The 15,761-nt window shown below is 75.0% G+C and carries 13 protein-coding genes; 4 read left to right on the top strand and 9 right to left on the bottom strand.

Annotation, left to right across the window (positions count from 1 at the left end; all coding sequences use genetic code 11):
- Positions 1 to 25: 25 nt before the first annotated feature.
- The 4 genes from BLT72_RS16435 to BLT72_RS16450 form a co-directional block, all read right to left on the bottom strand.
- Complete coding sequence (locus BLT72_RS16435) at positions 26 to 1,630, bottom strand: DUF5719 family protein (RefSeq protein WP_091414137.1); 1,605 nt, start codon at positions 1,628 to 1,630, stop codon at positions 26 to 28.
- On the bottom strand, positions 1,630 to 4,926 hold the full coding sequence (locus tag BLT72_RS16440; protein ID WP_091414139.1) for a glycosyltransferase: 3,297 nt from the start codon (positions 4,924 to 4,926) through the stop codon (positions 1,630 to 1,632). The genes BLT72_RS16435 and BLT72_RS16440 overlap by 1 nt, the downstream gene beginning before the upstream one ends.
- A gap of 169 nt (positions 4,927 to 5,095) precedes the next feature.
- Positions 5,096 to 5,350, bottom strand: a complete 255-nt coding sequence (locus BLT72_RS16445; RefSeq protein WP_172826253.1) for a WhiB family transcriptional regulator — start codon at positions 5,348 to 5,350, stop codon at positions 5,096 to 5,098.
- Between the two features lie 268 nt (positions 5,351 to 5,618).
- Complete coding sequence (locus tag BLT72_RS16450) at positions 5,619 to 6,359, bottom strand: hypothetical protein (RefSeq protein ID WP_157720542.1); 741 nt, start codon at positions 6,357 to 6,359, stop codon at positions 5,619 to 5,621.
- 91 nt (positions 6,360 to 6,450) lie between these two features.
- Between BLT72_RS16450 and cofD the strand changes: the two genes are divergently transcribed.
- The 3 genes from cofD to BLT72_RS16465 all read left to right on the top strand — a co-directional run bounded on the left by cofD (position 6,451) and on the right by BLT72_RS16465 (position 9,241).
- Positions 6,451 to 7,446 (top strand): 2-phospho-L-lactate transferase, encoded by a 996-nt coding sequence (gene cofD / locus BLT72_RS16455; protein WP_091414143.1) that lies wholly within the window; start codon positions 6,451 to 6,453, stop codon positions 7,444 to 7,446.
- A complete protein-coding gene (gene cofE / locus BLT72_RS16460; RefSeq protein ID WP_172826095.1) occupies positions 7,443 to 8,339 on the top strand; it encodes a coenzyme F420-0:L-glutamate ligase in 897 nt (298 codons plus the stop codon). The genes cofD and cofE overlap by 4 nt, the downstream gene beginning before the upstream one ends.
- A gap of 161 nt (positions 8,340 to 8,500) precedes the next feature.
- Complete coding sequence (locus tag BLT72_RS16465) at positions 8,501 to 9,241, top strand: DUF3105 domain-containing protein (protein ID WP_157720543.1); 741 nt, start codon at positions 8,501 to 8,503, stop codon at positions 9,239 to 9,241.
- A gap of 186 nt (positions 9,242 to 9,427) precedes the next feature.
- On the opposite strand, the gene BLT72_RS16470 is transcribed toward BLT72_RS16465, so the two are convergent.
- Complete coding sequence (locus tag BLT72_RS16470) at positions 9,428 to 10,507, bottom strand: mannose-1-phosphate guanylyltransferase (RefSeq protein WP_091414147.1); 1,080 nt, start codon at positions 10,505 to 10,507, stop codon at positions 9,428 to 9,430.
- A 90-nt stretch (positions 10,508 to 10,597) separates the two neighbouring features.
- Here BLT72_RS16470 and BLT72_RS16475 point away from each other — a divergent pair, with 90 nt between their 5' ends.
- Positions 10,598 to 11,302 carry a TIGR03089 family protein gene (locus BLT72_RS16475; RefSeq protein WP_091414149.1) on the top strand — a complete coding sequence of 235 codons (705 nt, stop codon included), beginning with the start codon at positions 10,598 to 10,600 and terminating at the stop codon, positions 11,300 to 11,302.
- Positions 11,303 to 11,313: 11 nt separating this feature from the next.
- Here BLT72_RS16475 and BLT72_RS16480 read toward each other — a convergent pair whose 3' ends face one another.
- The 4 genes from BLT72_RS16480 to BLT72_RS16495 are packed head-to-tail and all read right to left on the bottom strand — an operon-like array spanning position 11,314 to position 15,756.
- Positions 11,314 to 12,807 carry a CoA-acylating methylmalonate-semialdehyde dehydrogenase gene (locus BLT72_RS16480; RefSeq protein ID WP_091414151.1) on the bottom strand — a complete coding sequence of 498 codons (1,494 nt, stop codon included), beginning with the start codon at positions 12,805 to 12,807 and terminating at the stop codon, positions 11,314 to 11,316.
- 20 nt (positions 12,808 to 12,827) lie between these two features.
- Positions 12,828 to 13,727 carry a sugar phosphate isomerase/epimerase family protein gene (locus BLT72_RS16485; RefSeq protein ID WP_091414153.1) on the bottom strand — a complete coding sequence of 300 codons (900 nt, stop codon included), beginning with the start codon at positions 13,725 to 13,727 and terminating at the stop codon, positions 12,828 to 12,830.
- Positions 13,724 to 14,842 (bottom strand): Gfo/Idh/MocA family protein, encoded by a 1,119-nt coding sequence (locus BLT72_RS16490; RefSeq protein ID WP_091414155.1) that lies wholly within the window; start codon positions 14,840 to 14,842, stop codon positions 13,724 to 13,726. Before BLT72_RS16490 ends, BLT72_RS16485 begins: the two co-directional genes overlap by 4 nt.
- On the bottom strand, positions 14,842 to 15,756 hold the full coding sequence (locus BLT72_RS16495) for a TIM barrel protein (RefSeq protein ID WP_091414157.1): 915 nt from the start codon (positions 15,754 to 15,756) through the stop codon (positions 14,842 to 14,844). The genes BLT72_RS16490 and BLT72_RS16495 overlap by 1 nt, the downstream gene beginning before the upstream one ends.
- Positions 15,757 to 15,761: the final 5 nt, after the last annotated feature.

Genomic DNA, 15,761 nt, shown 5'->3' on the forward strand with positions numbered 1-15,761 from the left:
TCCGGCCCGCCTCCGGGCCAGGACCTCAGCGGGCGACGGCCGGGTCCTGCTCGACCGAGGGCGCCCGGCTGGCGACGTCGGGCGAGACCAGCGGCAGGGTGGCGAGACCCGCGACGTCACCGTCGGGCTGGGTGAGGGTCACCGAGCCGACCACGGCCGAGCCGTCGGGCACGTCGACCACGACGTAGCTGGGCCCGGGTGAGGTGAGCCGGCGGGTGGCCGTGCTGCCGGCGGCGAGCAGGATCTCGTCCTCGCGGAGCACGACGCCGGTGTAGCTGACCACCGAGAAGGTGGTCGCGGCGTCGGTGTCGCCGCCGTTGCTGAGCACCAGCTCGCTGGCCGCGGAGTCCGTCGTGGTGGCGACCGCGCTGACGCCCTGCCGGACGAGCGGTGGCAGGGCCGACTGGACGGCGAGGTCGGGTTGCGCGTCGGGCCGGCGGCTGGTGGAGACGACCGCCGCGCTGACGGGGGTGGTGCTGCTGAGCCGGACGCTGGCCGACTCCCCCGCCAGCCCCGACTCCAGCGGCACGCTGGCCGTGCTCTCCGCCGCGACCTCGACGACGTCCGCCCCGGCCGGCGCGAGGGGGCCGCTGAGCCCCAGCACCTCGACCGAGACCGAGGCCCGGTCGGGCCCGGGGTTGACGACCTCCAGCGAGCGCGGGCCCGCGTCACCCGGCACGCCGGCCACCACGACGGCGGGGCCGGGCGTCACCGAGGGGATCTGCCAGTCGGCGCCGGCGGGCTTGAGGTCGTCGGTGCGGATCCGCCGGGCGGCGACGCTGACGCGGCCCTCGCTGGCCCGGACGGCCACGCTGAGCGGGCCGTCGTCGTCGACGAGGCTGGAGACCGACAGGGCGCGGGAGGACCGGCCGGCGACCACCACGCCCGGGCTGCCCGGCACGACGACCCGGCCCTGCGGGCCGTAGAAGCGCAGGTCGACCTCGGCGGAGGCGTCGTCGGGGTTGCTGAGCACGAGCTCGGTGCGGTCGCTGTCGGAGGACCCGACGCCGACGAACCACTGCTCGGTGCCCGGCAGCAGGCAGGGCGCCGCCATCAGGCCGGAGCTCTCCCCCTCCCCGGTCAGGCTGGTGACCGCGCCGCTGCCGGCGGTGGCCAGCGCACCCTCCCCGGTCAGCAGCAGCGGGGTGCGGACGCGGGCCTGCTGAGCGCCGGTGCCGGCGGCGGTGACCTCGAGGTCGCCGCTGCCGCCGGCGAGCGGGGCGCCGGTCAGCGTGCCCGGGCCGGGCGTCGCGCCGCGGCGCACGGTGACGGCCGAGACGGTGCTGGTGGGCGCGTCCTCGTCGGCGGAGGTGCTGGGGGACGGGGTGGACGTGGGGTCCGAGGGGGTGGACGCGGGGTCGGACGGGGTGCTGCCCGGCTCCGGGGACGGGCTGGCGGTGTCGCCGGGCGCCGGGGAGGGGGTGGGCAGGGCGTCGGCGGAGCCGACCGTGCAGACGGAGCTGGTCCGCCCGACGGCGGCGGTCGGTGCCGCGGCGGGCTTCGCGCTGCGCGCGTCCAGCAGCGTGCCACCGCCGACCACCAGGGCAAGCCCGAGCAGTACGACGAGGCAGATCACAGCCCGGCGCAGGGAGGGCCGGTCGCGCAGCCGCGACCCGGTGTAGTCCGACATCAGCTGACCTCCGCCAGGGTGGCGGCACGCCGGGCCGACTTGGCCGGGTCGCGCACCTCGGGACGTCGGATCGCGGGCGCGGCCAGCACGCCGGCCACGACGAGCAGCAGTCCCTGGGCGAACAGGAACCAGTGGGACACCGAGGGCAGCGACCAGGTGAGCTGGCCCCCGGCGGCCGGCAGGACGAACCCCTGCTGCCAGCCGGCCACGACCGGGGTCAGCGGCCGCCCGTCCAGGCTGGCCTCCCACCGGCGGTCGGCGGCCTCGCCGAGCAGCAGCTGACGGCCCTCGGCCCCGGGCGGCAGCACCAGCGGGGCGCCGGCGACCGGGGTCCGAGCGGTCCCGTCGACGACCGTGGTGCGGCTCACCGGGGGCTCCAGCCGCCACACGACGGCGCCGTCGTCGCCGCTGGCCGCGCCGAGGCCGGGAGTGTTGTCGATCCGGGCCCCCTCCTCCTCGGTCGCGCCCCGCACCCAGACGTAGCCGATCCCCAGGTCGGCCAGCTGCGGCGCGATGTCGGAGTCGGCCGTGCCGGCCACGAGGCGGACGACGAGGTCCTGCGCCTGCTGCTGCGCGGCGCTCGACCCGCCGAACGTGCCGCCGCGGTCGGCGTCGCCGAGGCGCAGCTGACGGTCGGCCAGCACCGCGAAGCGGGCGTCGTCGCCCGCGAGGTCGACGGCCAGCACGCGGGCCCGGGTGTCGCCCACCATGGCGTTGCGGACGTACGGCGGCAGCGCCTCCAGGCCGACCCGGTCGACGGGTCCGGCCAGTCCGGCCCAGATCCACCAGGCCGCGCCGCCGACCGTGACCAGGGCCACGGCGACGCCGCCCAGCACGGCCGCCGGCTGCAGCCACGAGAAGCTGCGCCGGCCGACGTCACGCGAGAGGCCGTCCACCCCCGCGGCGCCGCCCAGGGCGAGGGCGCCGAAGGCGACCAGCAGGTGCGGGCCGACCCACGGCCGGACCTCGGCGCCGAGCGGGGGCACCGGCACGACCAGCCGGGAGAGCACGACGGCCAGGGCCAGCGCCAGCAGGGCCGCGAACCAGCAGACGACGACGAGCCTGCGCTCCGAGCGGCGGAGCAGGCCACCGAGCGCGAGCGCCCAGATCACGCCGAAGACGACGGCGCCGAGCCACAGCGGGGGCAGCCCGGGCCCGACGTCGCGGCCCAGCGCCAGCTGCCACACCTCGGGGGCGGCGGGAGCGCCCTGCAGGGCGGCGTCGGGTCCGACGAGGAGCCGGCCCGGCTCCAGGATCAGGCTCGGCCACCACGGCAGCAGCACGACCAGCGGCAGGCCGAGCGCGATGCCGATCCGGCCGATCTTGCGCGGGGTGCGGCGCAGGGCGATGGCCCCGGCGGCGCCCGCGACCAGGGCGAAGACCATCAGCGACGGCTCGAACGCGACGAGGACCACCAGCGCGACGCCCGCGCCCCAGGCGCCGCGCCACGCCTCGGGGGTGCGGACCCGGCGCAGCACCAGCGCCCGCGCGGCGGCGGCCAGCAGCGGCAGCGTGAGGGCGACGACGCTCAGCGAGAGCCGGCCCTGGTTGGTGCCGCCCAGCAGGGCGGGCAGCAGCGCGTAGGTCAGCGCGACCCAGAGCCGCAGCCGGCGGTCGGCCACCACCCGCCGGACCACCGGGTAGGCCACGAGCAGCGCCAGCGGGACGACCGCGCCGACCATCAGCGTGGTGAACCACTCGGGGCGTCCCGCCAGCACGGTCGAGGCCACGGCGGCCAGCGCCAGCCACGGCGGGCTCGACTGGCCGGGGGCGCCGGGGACCGGGTCCCACACCGAGGCCCACAGCGCGCCGAGGGTCTGCTGCGCGGGCAGCAGGGCGGGCCCGGCCAGCGACCCCGTGCCGAGAACGCCCCGCGCGGCGACGAGGCTGCCGACGACGGTCAGCAGCAGGGTGAGCACCACCGGGCTCAGCCAGGGGTTGCGGGAGCGGTCCTCGGCGACGGTGGCGAAGTCGTCCCCGGTGAGCTCGTCGAGGCTGGTGCCCTCGACGTCACCGGCGACCGAGCGGTAGCGGTCGGAGAGCGCACCGTTCACGGCCTCGGCCGCGACCCGCAGGCTGCTCCACCAGGGCGGCCGGAGTGCCTGGACGACCTCCGCGGTGCCCGGCGCGGGCTCGATGGTGGCCGTCCGCTTGCGCAGGGCGTGGATGCGGCCGGGGTGGGCGACGAAGGAGGCCAGCGCCAGCACCTCGTCCAGCGCGCGGCCGGGGACCTTGCCGACGAGGTAGCCGACGGCGTGCACGAGGCAGCTCCAGACCAGCCGGAGCCAGACCAGCGGCAGCGAGCGGGCGGGCGCGTGCCCGGCGACGACGACCATCCCCAGCAGCCGGTCGAGCCGGCCCGGGCGCCGACCGGCGACGCCACGCGGCCGCAGCCCGGCCCGGCCCACCTGCCGGTGGGTCATCTCGGCCTGGGGGGTGGTGACGACGCGGTAGCCGTTGAGGTGGGCGCGCCAGCCCAGCTCGACGCCGTCGCGGAACACGGGCAGGGCCGGGTCCAGGCCGTCGAGGTCGTTCCAGACCGCCGTCCGGATGAGCAGCCCGCAGGTCGAGACGCCCAACCGTTCCACCGGCTCGTCGCGCTGGCCCTGGTCGATCTCCCCGACGTCCACGCCCAGCTCGCGCCGTCCGGTGCCCGAGATGCTGACGCCGACCTCGCTGATCTGCTGGCCGGCCTGCCGCCGCCGGGGCAGCAGGAGCTTCGGCCCGGTGATGTCGATCCGCTCGCCCAGCACGTGGGCCAGCAGCTGCTGCAGCGCATCGGGGGCGGGGATGGCGTCGTCGTGCAGCAGCCAGAGCCAGCGGCTCTCGTGGCCGGTGCCGGGGCGGAGCAGCCGCGTCCCGCTGTCCTGGAGCACGGCGGCGCGGTCCTGCTCGAGGGCCGAGCGGACGGCGTCGCCGAACCCGCTCCCCCGCCGGCCGGCGTAGACCGCGTGCAGCAGGCCAGCGTCCCGGGCCCGCTCCAGCAGGGTGCGGGTGGCGTCGTCGCTGCCGTTGTCGACGGCGATCAGCCGCTCGGGCCGTCGGGTCAGGGCCTCCAGGCCGTCGAGGGTGGCACCGAGCCACCGGGCCGCGTCGAAGGCGACCAGGACAGCGGTGACGTGGGCCGAGGACACGTCCCGCGTGGCCGCGGGGAGCGGTTCCTCGGCAGCCCAGGACCAGGGGTCCGAGTCGTCGGCCGAGGCGCCGAAGGGGCCGGAGCGCAGGGCGGCGAAGGCATCCTCGTCACCGTTCCGCCGCCGGTCCGTCCGAGGTCCGCTGCCAGTCGTGCTGTCCATCCGCTGAGCGCTGCCTCTGGTCCTCGTCGCAGTGTTACCCCTGGTCAGCGCGCTTCCGCAGGAGGAGCGACGGGCCGGGGCGCCCGGTCGGGCGGCCCCCACCCTAGGCGATGGAGCCGTGCGTCACCACGGACGACGACTCCGGGCGACCGGCGTCAGACGCCCCGCCTCAGACGGCGCGCTTCTTCAGCTTGCGGCGCTCGCGCTCGCTCAGGCCACCCCAGATGCCGAAGCGCTCGTCGTTCTGCAGCGCGTACTCCAGGCACTCGCCGCGCACGTCGCAGGAGAGGCAGACCTTCTTGGCCTCCCGGGTGGAGCCGCCCTTCTCCGGGAAGAACGCCTCGGGGTCCGTCTGGGCGCACAGTGCGCGCTCCTGCCAGCCGAGGACGCCCTCGTCGTCAACGTCGTCCACCAGCTCCGGCATGAGCTGTGCCAGTTCTGTCATCTGTGTCTCCTCGACCCCGCATCTGTGTGTGCACCCGACCACCACGACTTCGCGGGCCGTGAGGGCGTCGGCGCGGCCACCCACCCACCCTGGCAGCCCCCACCGGCGTCGTCTCCGGTCGGGGGACCAGAGGGGCGAGCCGGGCCAGTACGGTGAATGACACTGGTGGAATTACATGCCTGTCAATACCGGTTCGTCAAGTGCGGATGAGGTAGAGGGACCGGCTGTACCGGGGCCCTCCGACGTGCTACGGGGCGGGCCGGCCCCAGGGATGGGCCTCCCCGGGGGCCGGTGCAGGATCGCCCTGGTCAGCGGGTTCGGCGTCGGGGGCCGGGGCCCCGAGGGCGGGCGGCACCTCCCAGCCGGTCCCCGTCGGGGTCCCCCAGCCCGTCGCCGGTCGGCCGGACGCGGCGTCGCCGGCCGTGGTCCAGGCGGCGCCGGAGGCCACGTCCGGGGACCAGGTGGGCGCCAGGGCCGGGTCGGGAGCTGGCGTCGCGGCCGTCCCGTCCTCCTCGGACCGCCCCTCGGACGGCTCCGACCCGGCGGTGAGGGCCGGCTGACCGGCCGGCCGGGGCCGGGTGGCCAGCAGCCCGAGCAGCAGCACCGAGAGCAGCGGGACGACGGCCGCCGCCAGCCGGTCGGCCAGGTCGAGCTGGCTGAAGGGCGCCGCGTAGGTGGTGTAGCCGTAGACGGCCAGGACCAGCACGAGCAGCAGGCCCACCCCGGCCACCCCGAGACCGGCCCGGGCCAGCGTGCGGGCGTGCGCGGTGACCGGCCGGAGGTGGCAGGCCAGCACCAGCCCGGCGAGCACGACGTAGGGCGTCGGGTCCGCGAGCTGGCGGCTGGCCAGGTAGGCCGCGTCGGGGGCGGCGTTCACCCCGAGCCGCAGCGTGGCGACGGCGAACGCCGCGACGAGCAGCAGCCGCACGAGCAGCACCAGCAACAGCACGACGACCGCGGGCTCGCGCCACCGCTGCACCCGTTCCATGCCGGTCACAGTAGTGCGGCGCTCCCGGGCCGTTGGGCCCGGCCGCGGCCGCCCGTCCGGCGGGGGCCGGCCGCTCTGGGAGACTGGGTCGGTGCAGATCGTGGTGCTGGCTGGTGGCGTGGGTGGGTCGAAGTTCGTGCAGGGGGTCCGCCGGGCTCACCCGGAGGCCACGATCACCGTGGTGGGCAACACCGCGGACGACATCACCCTGCACGGGCTGCGGGTCTGCCCCGATCTCGACACGATGATGTACACCCTCGGCGGTGGCGGCGACGACGCGCGCGGCTGGGGCCGGCTCGACGAGAGCTGGCGGGTGCTCGGCGAGCTCTCCGCCTACGGGCTGGAGCCGAGCTGGTTCTCCCTCGGCGACCTGGACCTCGGCACCCACCTGGTCCGCACCCAGATGCTCGAGGCCGGCTACCCGCTCACCGAGGTCACCCAGGCGCTCTGCGCCCGCTGGCTGGCCGACGACCCCGGCCTCCGGCTGCTGCCGATGAGCGACGACCGCGTGGAGACCCACGTCGTCATCCCCGACCCGGACTCCCCCGCCGGCCGCCGGGCCGTGCACTTCCAGGAGTACTGGGTGCGGCTGCACGCCGTGCCCGAGGCGCTCGAGGTGGTCCGCGTCGGCATCGAGGCGGCCCGCCCGACCGCAGCGGTGCTGGCGGCGCTGGCGGCGGCCGACCTGGTGCTGGTCGCGCCGAGCAACCCCGTCGTCTCCATCGGCCCGATCCTCGCCGTCCCGGGCCTGCGGGCGGCGCTGCGGGCCACCCCCGCCCCCGTGGTCGGGTTCGCCGGCATCCTCGGCGGGGCGCCGGTGCTCGGGATGGCCCACCGGCTGCTGCCGGCCATCGGGGTGGCCGTCGAGGCCGCCGCCGTCGGGCTGCACTACGGGTCGCGGGACGCCGGCGGGGTGCTGGACCTGTGGGTGATGGACGACCGCGACGCCGGCTCGGCGGCCGAGGTCACCGGCGGCGGGCTGGCCGTGACCACCACCGACCTGGTGATGGCCGACGCCGACGCCACGGCCGCCTTCGTGCGGCACGCGCTGGACCGGCTGCCGACGGGATCGGCGCCCGCGGCGTGATCACCGTCTTCGCGCCGGACGGCGCCGGTGAGGTCGCCGCCGGCACCGACCTGGCGGACCTGGTGCTGCGCACGGTCGCCGCCGACGAGCACGGCCCCCTCCTCGACGGCGACGTCGTCGTCCTCACCTCCAAGGTGCTGAGCAAGGCGGCAGGGCTCACCCGGCCCGGCTCCGACCGGGAGGCCGCTGTCGACGAGCAGACCGTGCGCACCGTCGCCCGCCGGGGCCCGACCCGGATCGTCCGCACCCGGCACGGCCTCACCCTGGCCGCCGCCGGCGTCGACGCCTCCAACGTGGCCGCCGGCACGGTGCTGGTGCTGCCGGCCGACCCGGACGCCGAGGCCGCCGCCCTGCTGGCCGCCCTGACGGCACGGACCGGCCTGGCGCTGGCCGTCGTCGTCTCCGACACCGCCGGCCGGGCCTGGCGCGAGGGCCAGACCGACCAGGCGATCGGGGCGGCAGGACTGCGCGTGCTGCTGCGCTACGCCGGCCGGCAGGACGACTACGGCAACGACCTCAAGGTGACCGCCATGGCCGTGGCCGACGAGGTGGCCGGGGCCGCCGACCTGGTCAAGGGCAAGCTGGCCGGCCGGCCGGTCGCGGTGGTCCGCGGGCTCGGCCACCTCGTCGAGCCGGCGGGCGGCCCGGACGGCACCGCCCGCGCTCTGGTGCGCGACCCGGAGCTGGACATGTTCTCCCACGGCGCGCGCGAGGCGGTGCTGCTGGCCGCCCTGACGGCCACCGGGCAGGCCGCGCGCTACGAGCAGGTGCTGGCCCTGAACGAGCCCGACCGGACGGCGGCGGTGCTGGCCGGGACCGCGCCGGACGGGGAGCCCCTGGGCGCCCAGGCGGTCGCGCTGGTCCGCGCCCTGCTGGCCGCCGACCTCCGCTGAGAGGCGCCGGGACGGTGCCGGTCGGCGCGCTCGCGAGCGGGCCCCCACCCAGGTCCAGCGGTTAGACTCGGCCGTCCAGCGCGCGGGGCACCCGTCCTGCCGCTCGTGAACCGTCGACCCCACCACGCCCCCGCGCACCGGTGGGCCCTGGAGGAGAACCGGTGGCCAAGTCCCCCACGCCCGCGCCCGGCGCCAGCCGTCGCGACCGGCTGGCCTCGTTCGAGGTGGCCCGCAAGGCCGAGCAGCGCCGCCGCAGCATCGGCCTGTTCGCGATCTGCGGCGTGCTGGCCCTGGCCCTGCTGGCCTACCCCATCTACCTGTTCGTCGACGACTACCGGGCCCGCAACGCCACCATCACCGACTTCGGCCCCGCGGCCGCGGCCGCCGGCTGCGACCCGGTGGCCACCAACCCGGCGACCGGCAACCAGGAGCACGTGGCCGACGGCACCCAGGTCACCTACGACCGGTTCCCGCCGGACTCCGGCTCGCACTACGCGACGCCGGCCCCGTTCACGAAGCACTTCTACACCACCGCCGACCGGCCCGCGGTTGAGACGCTCGTGCACAACCTCGAGCACGGCTACACCGTCGTCTGGTACCGCGCGGAGGCCCCGCAGGACCAGGTCGACGCCCTCAGCGACATCGCCAAGACCTTCGGCAGCGACGACTACGACCCGGCGGACAAGTTCATCGCCGCCCCCTGGTCCGAGGCCGACGGCGGCCCCTTCCCCGAGGGCAAGGAGGTCGTCATGACCCGCTGGACGGCCGACGGGGCCAACCCGGCCGACACCACCAAGCAGCAGGGCGTCCGGCAGGCCTGCGGCCAGGTCAGCGGCGCGGCCATCGCCGACTTCATGACCCAGTTCCCGGTCACGAACTCCCCGGAGCCCAACGGAGCTTGAGGTCGGCTGCTCCTCGCTCGCCGAGCCCGCGGCCCGCCGGACCATGCACCCGGATCTCACGCCTGTCGAGACGACCGGACGGGCAGGACACGCTCTTAGTCCTGCCCGGGAGGGAGGAAGTCAGCGGGCCCGAGCGAGATCCGCGACCGGGCGGAGCGAGGTCAGAGTTGCAGCGGGGTCAGGCGATCACGCGTACTCGCGCCCCAAGCGGCCCGTCACTTCGGCAACCAGCTCCTTGATGCGCTCGGCCTGGTCGACCGGGCAGACCAGGGTGATCTGCGGCGTCTGCACGATGACGGTGTCGCTCAGCCCGACGACGGCGACCAGCCGGCCGTCCTCGGCGTGGTTGATCACCACGTTGTCGCGGGCGTCCACCAGCACGCTGACCCCCTGGGTGGCGTTGCCGTGCGCGTCGCGGGGCAGCTGCTCCGACAACGACGCGAAGCCGCCGACGTCGTGCCAGGTGATGGGCAGCCGGACGGCGACCACGTGCCCGGACCCGCGTCCCTGGCTCGCCGGCTCCATGACGGCGTAGTCGACGCTGATCTTGAGCAGCCGCGGGTAGATCTCCGCCAGCCGGTCGGGCTCGGCGGCGAGCGCGACGACCTGGGCGTGGGTGTCGGGGTGCAGCAGCGCCAGCTGCTCCAGCAGGGTGGACGCCCGCCAGACGAACATCCCGGCGTTCCACCAGTAGCTGCCCGAGGCCAGGTAGGCCTCGGCCGTGGCCAGGTCCGGCTTCTCCTTGAACTCGGCGACGTCCCGCACCTCCGGGCGACCCGGCAGGGCGTCGGTGTGCCGCAGGTAGCCGTAGCCGGTGTGCGGCGAGGTCGGCACGACGCCGAACGTGACCAGGGCCAGCGGGTCCTCCTCGGCCACCGCGAAGCCCTCCTCCAGCGCCGCCCGGAAGCTCTCGACCGGGTGCATGATCTGGTCGGCCGTCACCACGGCGACGACCGCCTCGGGGTCCCGCGCCGCGAGCACCGCGGCCGGCCAGGCGACGGCGTTCAGGGAGTCGCGGCCCTCGGGCTCGCCCAGGATGTTCTCCGCGAGCACCTCGGGCAGCTCCGCGGCGACGACGTGGGCGTAGTCGGCGCCGGTGCAGACCAGCACCTGCTCGGGAGGCACCACCCCGTCCAGCCGTTCGAAGGCGATGCGGAGCAGGCTCTTGCCGCCGAGCACCTTGAGCAGCTGCTTGGGCATGTCCTGGCGGGACAGCGGCCAGAGCCGCTTGCCGGAGCCGCCGGCCATGATCAGGACGTGACGCATGGGCCGAACCCTAGCGAGCGCCGGCGGCGGTCCGGGGTCACGACGACCACAACGCCCTGTGATCTGCGCCGCCGTCGCTAGGATCCTCCGATGAGCGAGACGGTCAGCGGCCTGCTGCGGCGACGAGCGCGGACGGCCGGCGCCGACCCCCTGCTCACCTGGTACCAGCCGGCGACGGGGGCCCGGACCGAGCTCTCGGCCGTCACCCTGCTCAACTGGGTCGACAAGACCAGCCACCTGCTGGACGAGCTGGGCGTCGCGGCGGGCGACGTCGTCCACCTGGTGCTGGCCGGCGAGGCGCCCGGCCACTGGGTGACCGCGGTGTGGCAGCTCGCCTGCTGGCAGGTGGGGGCGGAGGTCGCCGCCGGCGACGCGGACGGCGCCGCCCTGGTGGTCACCGGCCCGGCCTGGGAGGAGCACGCCGGCTCCGCGGTCGACGTGGTCGCCTGCTCGCTGCACCCGCTGGGTCTGCCCTTCGGCGCGGCCCTGCCCGCCCCCGTGCTCGACTACGCGCTCGAGGTCCGGGGGCAGTCCGACGTGTACGCCGCCGTCGCCCAGCCGGGCCCCTCGGCGGCCTGGTCCGACCCCGAGCGCCGGCTGAGCCAGGCCGAGCTCGTCGCGGTGGACGCCGGCCCGGCCGGTCGGCGGCTGGTCCGTCCGACCGCTCCCTGGCCGACGGCGCTGGCCGCGGTCCTGCGACCGCTCGTGGCCGGCGGCTCGAGCGTCGTCGTCGACGGGCCGGCGGATGAGGCCGTCCTGGCCAGGATCCAGGCCGACGAGCGCGCCGACGCCTGAGGACCGGCCCGTCAGTCGTTCTGGGGGAAGCCCAGGTTGAGGCCGCCGTGGCTGGGGTCGAGCCAGCGCGACGTGATCACCTTGCCGCGGGTGAAGAAGTGCACGCCCTCCACCCCGTGGGCGTGGCTGTCACCGAACAGGCTGTTCTTCCAGCCCCCGAAGGAGTAGTAGGCCATCGGCACCGGGACGGGCACGTTGATCCCGATCATGCCCACGTTGACCTCGTTCTGGAACTGGCGGGCCGCCCCGCCGTCGTTGGTGAAGATCGCCGTGCCGTTGCCGTAGGGGTTGGCGTTGATCAGCGCCACCCCCTCGGCGTAGCTGTCCACCCGGACCACCGACAGCACCGGCCCGAAGATCTCGTCGGTGTAGATGCTCATGTCGGGGGTGACGTGGTCGAACAGCGTCGGCCCGACGAAGAAGCCGGCACCGTCGCTGTCCGGCTGCACCGTCCGCCCGTCCACCACCAGGGTCGCCCCCTCGGCCTCGCCCGCGTCGACGTAACCGCTCACGCGGTCGCGGGCCGCAGCGGTGACCAGCGGACCCATGTCGCAGCCACGGCGACCGTCCCCGGTCCGCAGCCCGACCGTGCGCTCCTTGATCTTGGCCACCAGCTCGTCGGCGACCGTGCCCACGGCCAGCACGGCCGAGATCGCCATGCAGCGCTCCCCCGCCGACCCGTAGCCCGCGTTGACCGCCTGGTCGGCCGCCAGGTCGAGGTCGGCGTCCGGGAGCACCAGCATGTGGTTCTTCGCCCCGCCGAGGGCCTGCACGCGCTTGCCGTGGCTGGTGCCCGTCTCGTAGACGTACCGCGCGATGGGCGTCGAGCCCACAAACGAGATCGAGGCGACGTCGGGGTGGGTCAGCAGCCCGTCGACGGCCACCTTGTCGCCGTTGAGCACGTTGAAGACGCCGTCCGGCAGGCCGGCCTCCTTCCACAGCTGGGCCATCCACAGCGACGCCGTCGGCACCTTCTCGCTCGGCTTCAGCACCACGGTGTTGCCCGCCGCGATGGCGATCGGGAAGAACCACATCGGCACCATGGCCGGGAAGTTGAACGGGGAGATGATCCCCACCACGCCCAGCGGCTGGCGGACCGAGTGCACGTCCACCTTCGTGGAGGCGTTCTCGGTGAAGGCGCCCTTGACCAGGTGCGGCATGCCGCAGGCGAACTCCACCACCTCCTGACCGCGGCTGACCTCGCCGAGGGCGTCGGACAGCACCTTGCCGTGCTCGGACGTGATGATGGCGGCGAGCTCGCCCTTGCGGGCGTTGAGCAGCTCGCGGAACGCGAACAGGACCTGCGTGCGGCGGGCCAGCGAGGTGTCCCGCCAACCGGGGAAGGCGGCGGCCGCCGCGCCGACCACGGCGTCGACGTCCTCGGGAGCGGCCAGGGCCAGCTGCGCGCTCACCTCACCGGTCGCGGGGTCGGTCACGTCGGAGAAACGGCCCCCGCTGCCCTCGAAGGTCGCGCCGTTCATCCAGTGGTGGAGCGTGGTTGCCATGTCCTAGCCCTTCGTCGGTCTCAGTTGGCGGTGGGGAGCAGCGCGGTGCCCGCGCCGTCCCCGAAGTGCTTCTCGACCAGCGCGACGGTCCTGTCCCGCTGTCGCTCGGACACCCCCCGGGCGTCCTCCTCGAACCCGAAGACGCAGCTGGAGAGCACGCCGTCGAACCCGACGGCGGCCAGGGCGGCGAAGACGGCGTCGAAGTCGACCTCGCCCCGGCCCATCTCCATGTGCTGGTGCACCCGGACCGCGTTGCCCGGCGGGTTGGTGATGTAGCGCAGGCCGTGCGAGGCGGTGTGGTCGAACGCGTCGGCCAGGTGCACGTGGCGCAGCTTCTCGGCGGCCGCGGCGATGACCGTCGCGGGGTCGTGGCCCTGGTGGAAGGCGTGCGGGGTGCAGTAGAGGAAGCCGACCCAGTCCCGGTTGAGCCCCCGCACCAGGCCGAGCGCGTCCAGGCCGTCCTCGACGAAGTCGTCGGGGTGCGGCTCCAGGACGAGCGCGATCCCCTCGCGCTCGAACAGCGGCAGCAGCTCGTCCATCGACCTCCAGAACTGCGCCTCGGCGTGCTCGGCGGCCTCCGGTCGCCCGTTGAACTCGGTGTTCAGGGTGTCCACCCCGAGGTCGACGGCGATCTCGATGGTGCGCCGCCAGGCCCGGACGGCGGCGACGCGCTCGTCCTCACCGGGGCCGGACCAGCGCAGCACGGGCAGCAGCGAGGCGATGCCCACGCCGGCGTCCGCGGCCACCTTCTTCAGCTTCCGCACGCCGGCGTCGTCGACGCGGGGGTGCTTGAAGAACGGGATGAAGTCCGCCTTCGGCGAGAGCTCCATCCAGGAGTAGCCGAGGCCGGCCACGACGTCGGGCAGCTCCCACACGCTGTGCGTGGCGAAGAACATCTGCGGGTCCAGCGCCAGCTTCATCGGGCGGCCTCCAGGTCCGGGGCGGTGATCCCGGCGCTGGACTCGGCGATGCCCGGCTGGCTGGAGGTCCCCATGTCGGCCGACGGGGCGTCCGACCCGGCGGCGTCGGGACGGGGGCCCAGGACGACCGGGACCTTCTGGCCGGTCCGGACCGCTTCGACCCCGGCCTCGCAGACCGCGACCGCGGCGTAGCCGTCCCAGGCGCCCGGCCCGTCCACGGTGCCGCGGCGGGCGGCGTCCACCCAGCGCTGCAGCTCGAGGTCGTAGGCGGCGCCGAAGCGCTCCACGAAGCCCGGCGCGATCGAGCCACCCCAGCGGCCGTCGGTCCGCTTGACCACGAGGTTCTGGTCCAGCCCGATCAGGGCGCTGCCGCGCTCGCCGACCACCTCGGTCCGCACCTCATAGGCCACGCCCGAGCGGACGTAGATCTCGTCGGTGACCACCCGACCGGACACCGTGCGGAAGACCACGAGCATCGGGTCGTGGGTGCCCGCCGGCGCGGCGCTGGTGGCGACACCGGCGATCACCTCGACGCTCGCGATCTCCTCGTCCAGCAGGAAGCGCGCGACGTCGACCTCGTGCACGACGGAGTCGCGGATCATGAACTCGGAGTTGAAGTGCTCCGGCACGTCCGGGTTGCGGTGGATGCAGTGCACCAGCAGGGGGTTGCCGAGCTCCCCGTCGGTGATCAGCTTCTTCAGGGCCACGTACTCGGCGTCGTAGCGGCGCATGAAGCCGACCTGGATCAGCTGCCGGCCCAGCGCCGCCTCCTTCTGCACGATCCCGTAGGCCGACTCGACGTCGGTGGTGAGCGGCTTCTCGCACAGCACCGGGATGCCGCGGTCGAGACAGGCGTTGACCTGCTCGTCGTGGGCCTTGCCCGGGCTCGCGATCAGCACCGCGTCGACGTCGTCGGCGTGGATCGCCGCGATCGGGTCGCTGTCCACGCGGGCACCCACCCGCCCGGCCACCTCGGCCGCCTTGTCGGCGAAGAAGTCGCTGACCACGGTGACCTGCGCGCCGCGGATGCGGCTGCTCAGGGCGTCGGCGTGGAAGGCGCCCATCATGCCCACGCCCAGGACGGCGATGCGGAGGTCCGTGCTCGTCGCGGGCATCAGCGGTTTCCCATCTCGAGGTGCGCTCCGCTGCAGGAGCTCAGGTAGGTGCGGGTGCGCTTGGCGATCGGCAGGGGCACGTCAGGGGCGCAGGGGTACAGGTCGTGCTCGATGATCCCGCTGATGTCGCGGCCGAGCCCGCCGAGCGCGTCGAGCAGGGGGCCCATCGCCGGGACGCCGAGCGGCGGCTCGATCATGGCGCCCATCCGGACCGCCTCGGGGAACGAGAGGTCCTTGTCCAGCACGCGTGCGACGATCTCGGGGTTGACCTGCTTGAGGTGCACGTAGCCGATCCGCTCGGGGTACCTCCCGATCAGCTCGAGGCAGTCGCCGCCGTAGTAGGCGACGTGGCCGGTGTCGAGGCAGAGGTTCACGTACGCCGGGTCCGTGCCCTCGAGGAAGCGCTCGATCTCCGGCTGGTACCCGACGTGGCTGTCCGCGTGCGAGTGGAACTGGACGTGCAGGCCGTACTCCTCGAGGACCCGGCGGCCGAGCTCGTCGGTCTGGCTGGTCAACAGGTCCCACTGCTCGGGGCTGAGCTCGGGGTCCTCCTTGGGCGCACCGCTCTTGTGGTCCCGCCACGGCTCGGGGATGACCACGATGTGCTCGCCACCGACAGCCTGGGTCAGCGCGGCCACGTCGGTCACCTGCTTCCAGGTGTAGTCCCACGCGCCGGGCTGGTGGAGGTGGGAGAACACGGTGCCCGCCAGGACGGTGAGGCCGTGCTCGTCCAGGGCTTCCTGGAGCTCGGCCGCGTCGCTCGGCAGGTACCCGTACGGGCCCAGCTCGATCGCCTCGTAGCCCGCCTCCACCACCTCCCGCAGGAAGGTGCTGGCCGGCACCTGCTCCGGGTCGCTGGGGAACCACACCCCCCACGAGTCCGGGGCCGTGCCGATGGTGATCTTCGATGCCACTGCGT

It is taken from the genome of Friedmanniella luteola, from assembly GCF_900105065.1.
Classification (GTDB): domain Bacteria; phylum Actinomycetota; class Actinomycetes; order Propionibacteriales; family Propionibacteriaceae; genus Microlunatus; species Microlunatus luteolus.

Coding starts and splice junctions, on each gene's coding strand:
- BLT72_RS16470 (WP_091414147.1), bottom strand. CDS start 10,507: ATGCGTCACGTCCTGATCATGGCCGGCGGCTCCGGCAAGCGGCTCTGG.
- BLT72_RS16445 (WP_172826253.1), bottom strand. CDS start 5,350: ATGCCGGAGCTGGTGGACGACGTTGACGACGAGGGCGTCCTCGGCTGG.
- BLT72_RS16490 (WP_091414155.1), bottom strand. CDS start 14,842: ATGCCCGCGACGAGCACGGACCTCCGCATCGCCGTCCTGGGCGTGGGC.
- BLT72_RS16450 (WP_157720542.1), bottom strand. CDS start 6,359: ATGGAACGGGTGCAGCGGTGGCGCGAGCCCGCGGTCGTCGTGCTGTTG.
- BLT72_RS16485 (WP_091414153.1), bottom strand. CDS start 13,727: ATGAAGCTGGCGCTGGACCCGCAGATGTTCTTCGCCACGCACAGCGTG.
- BLT72_RS16435 (WP_091414137.1), bottom strand. CDS start 1,630: ATGTCGGACTACACCGGGTCGCGGCTGCGCGACCGGCCCTCCCTGCGC.
- BLT72_RS16480 (WP_091414151.1), bottom strand. CDS start 12,807: ATGGCAACCACGCTCCACCACTGGATGAACGGCGCGACCTTCGAGGGC.
- BLT72_RS16440 (WP_091414139.1), bottom strand. CDS start 4,926: ATGGACAGCACGACTGGCAGCGGACCTCGGACGGACCGGCGGCGGAAC.
- BLT72_RS16475 (WP_091414149.1), top strand. CDS start 10,598: ATGAGCGAGACGGTCAGCGGCCTGCTGCGGCGACGAGCGCGGACGGCC.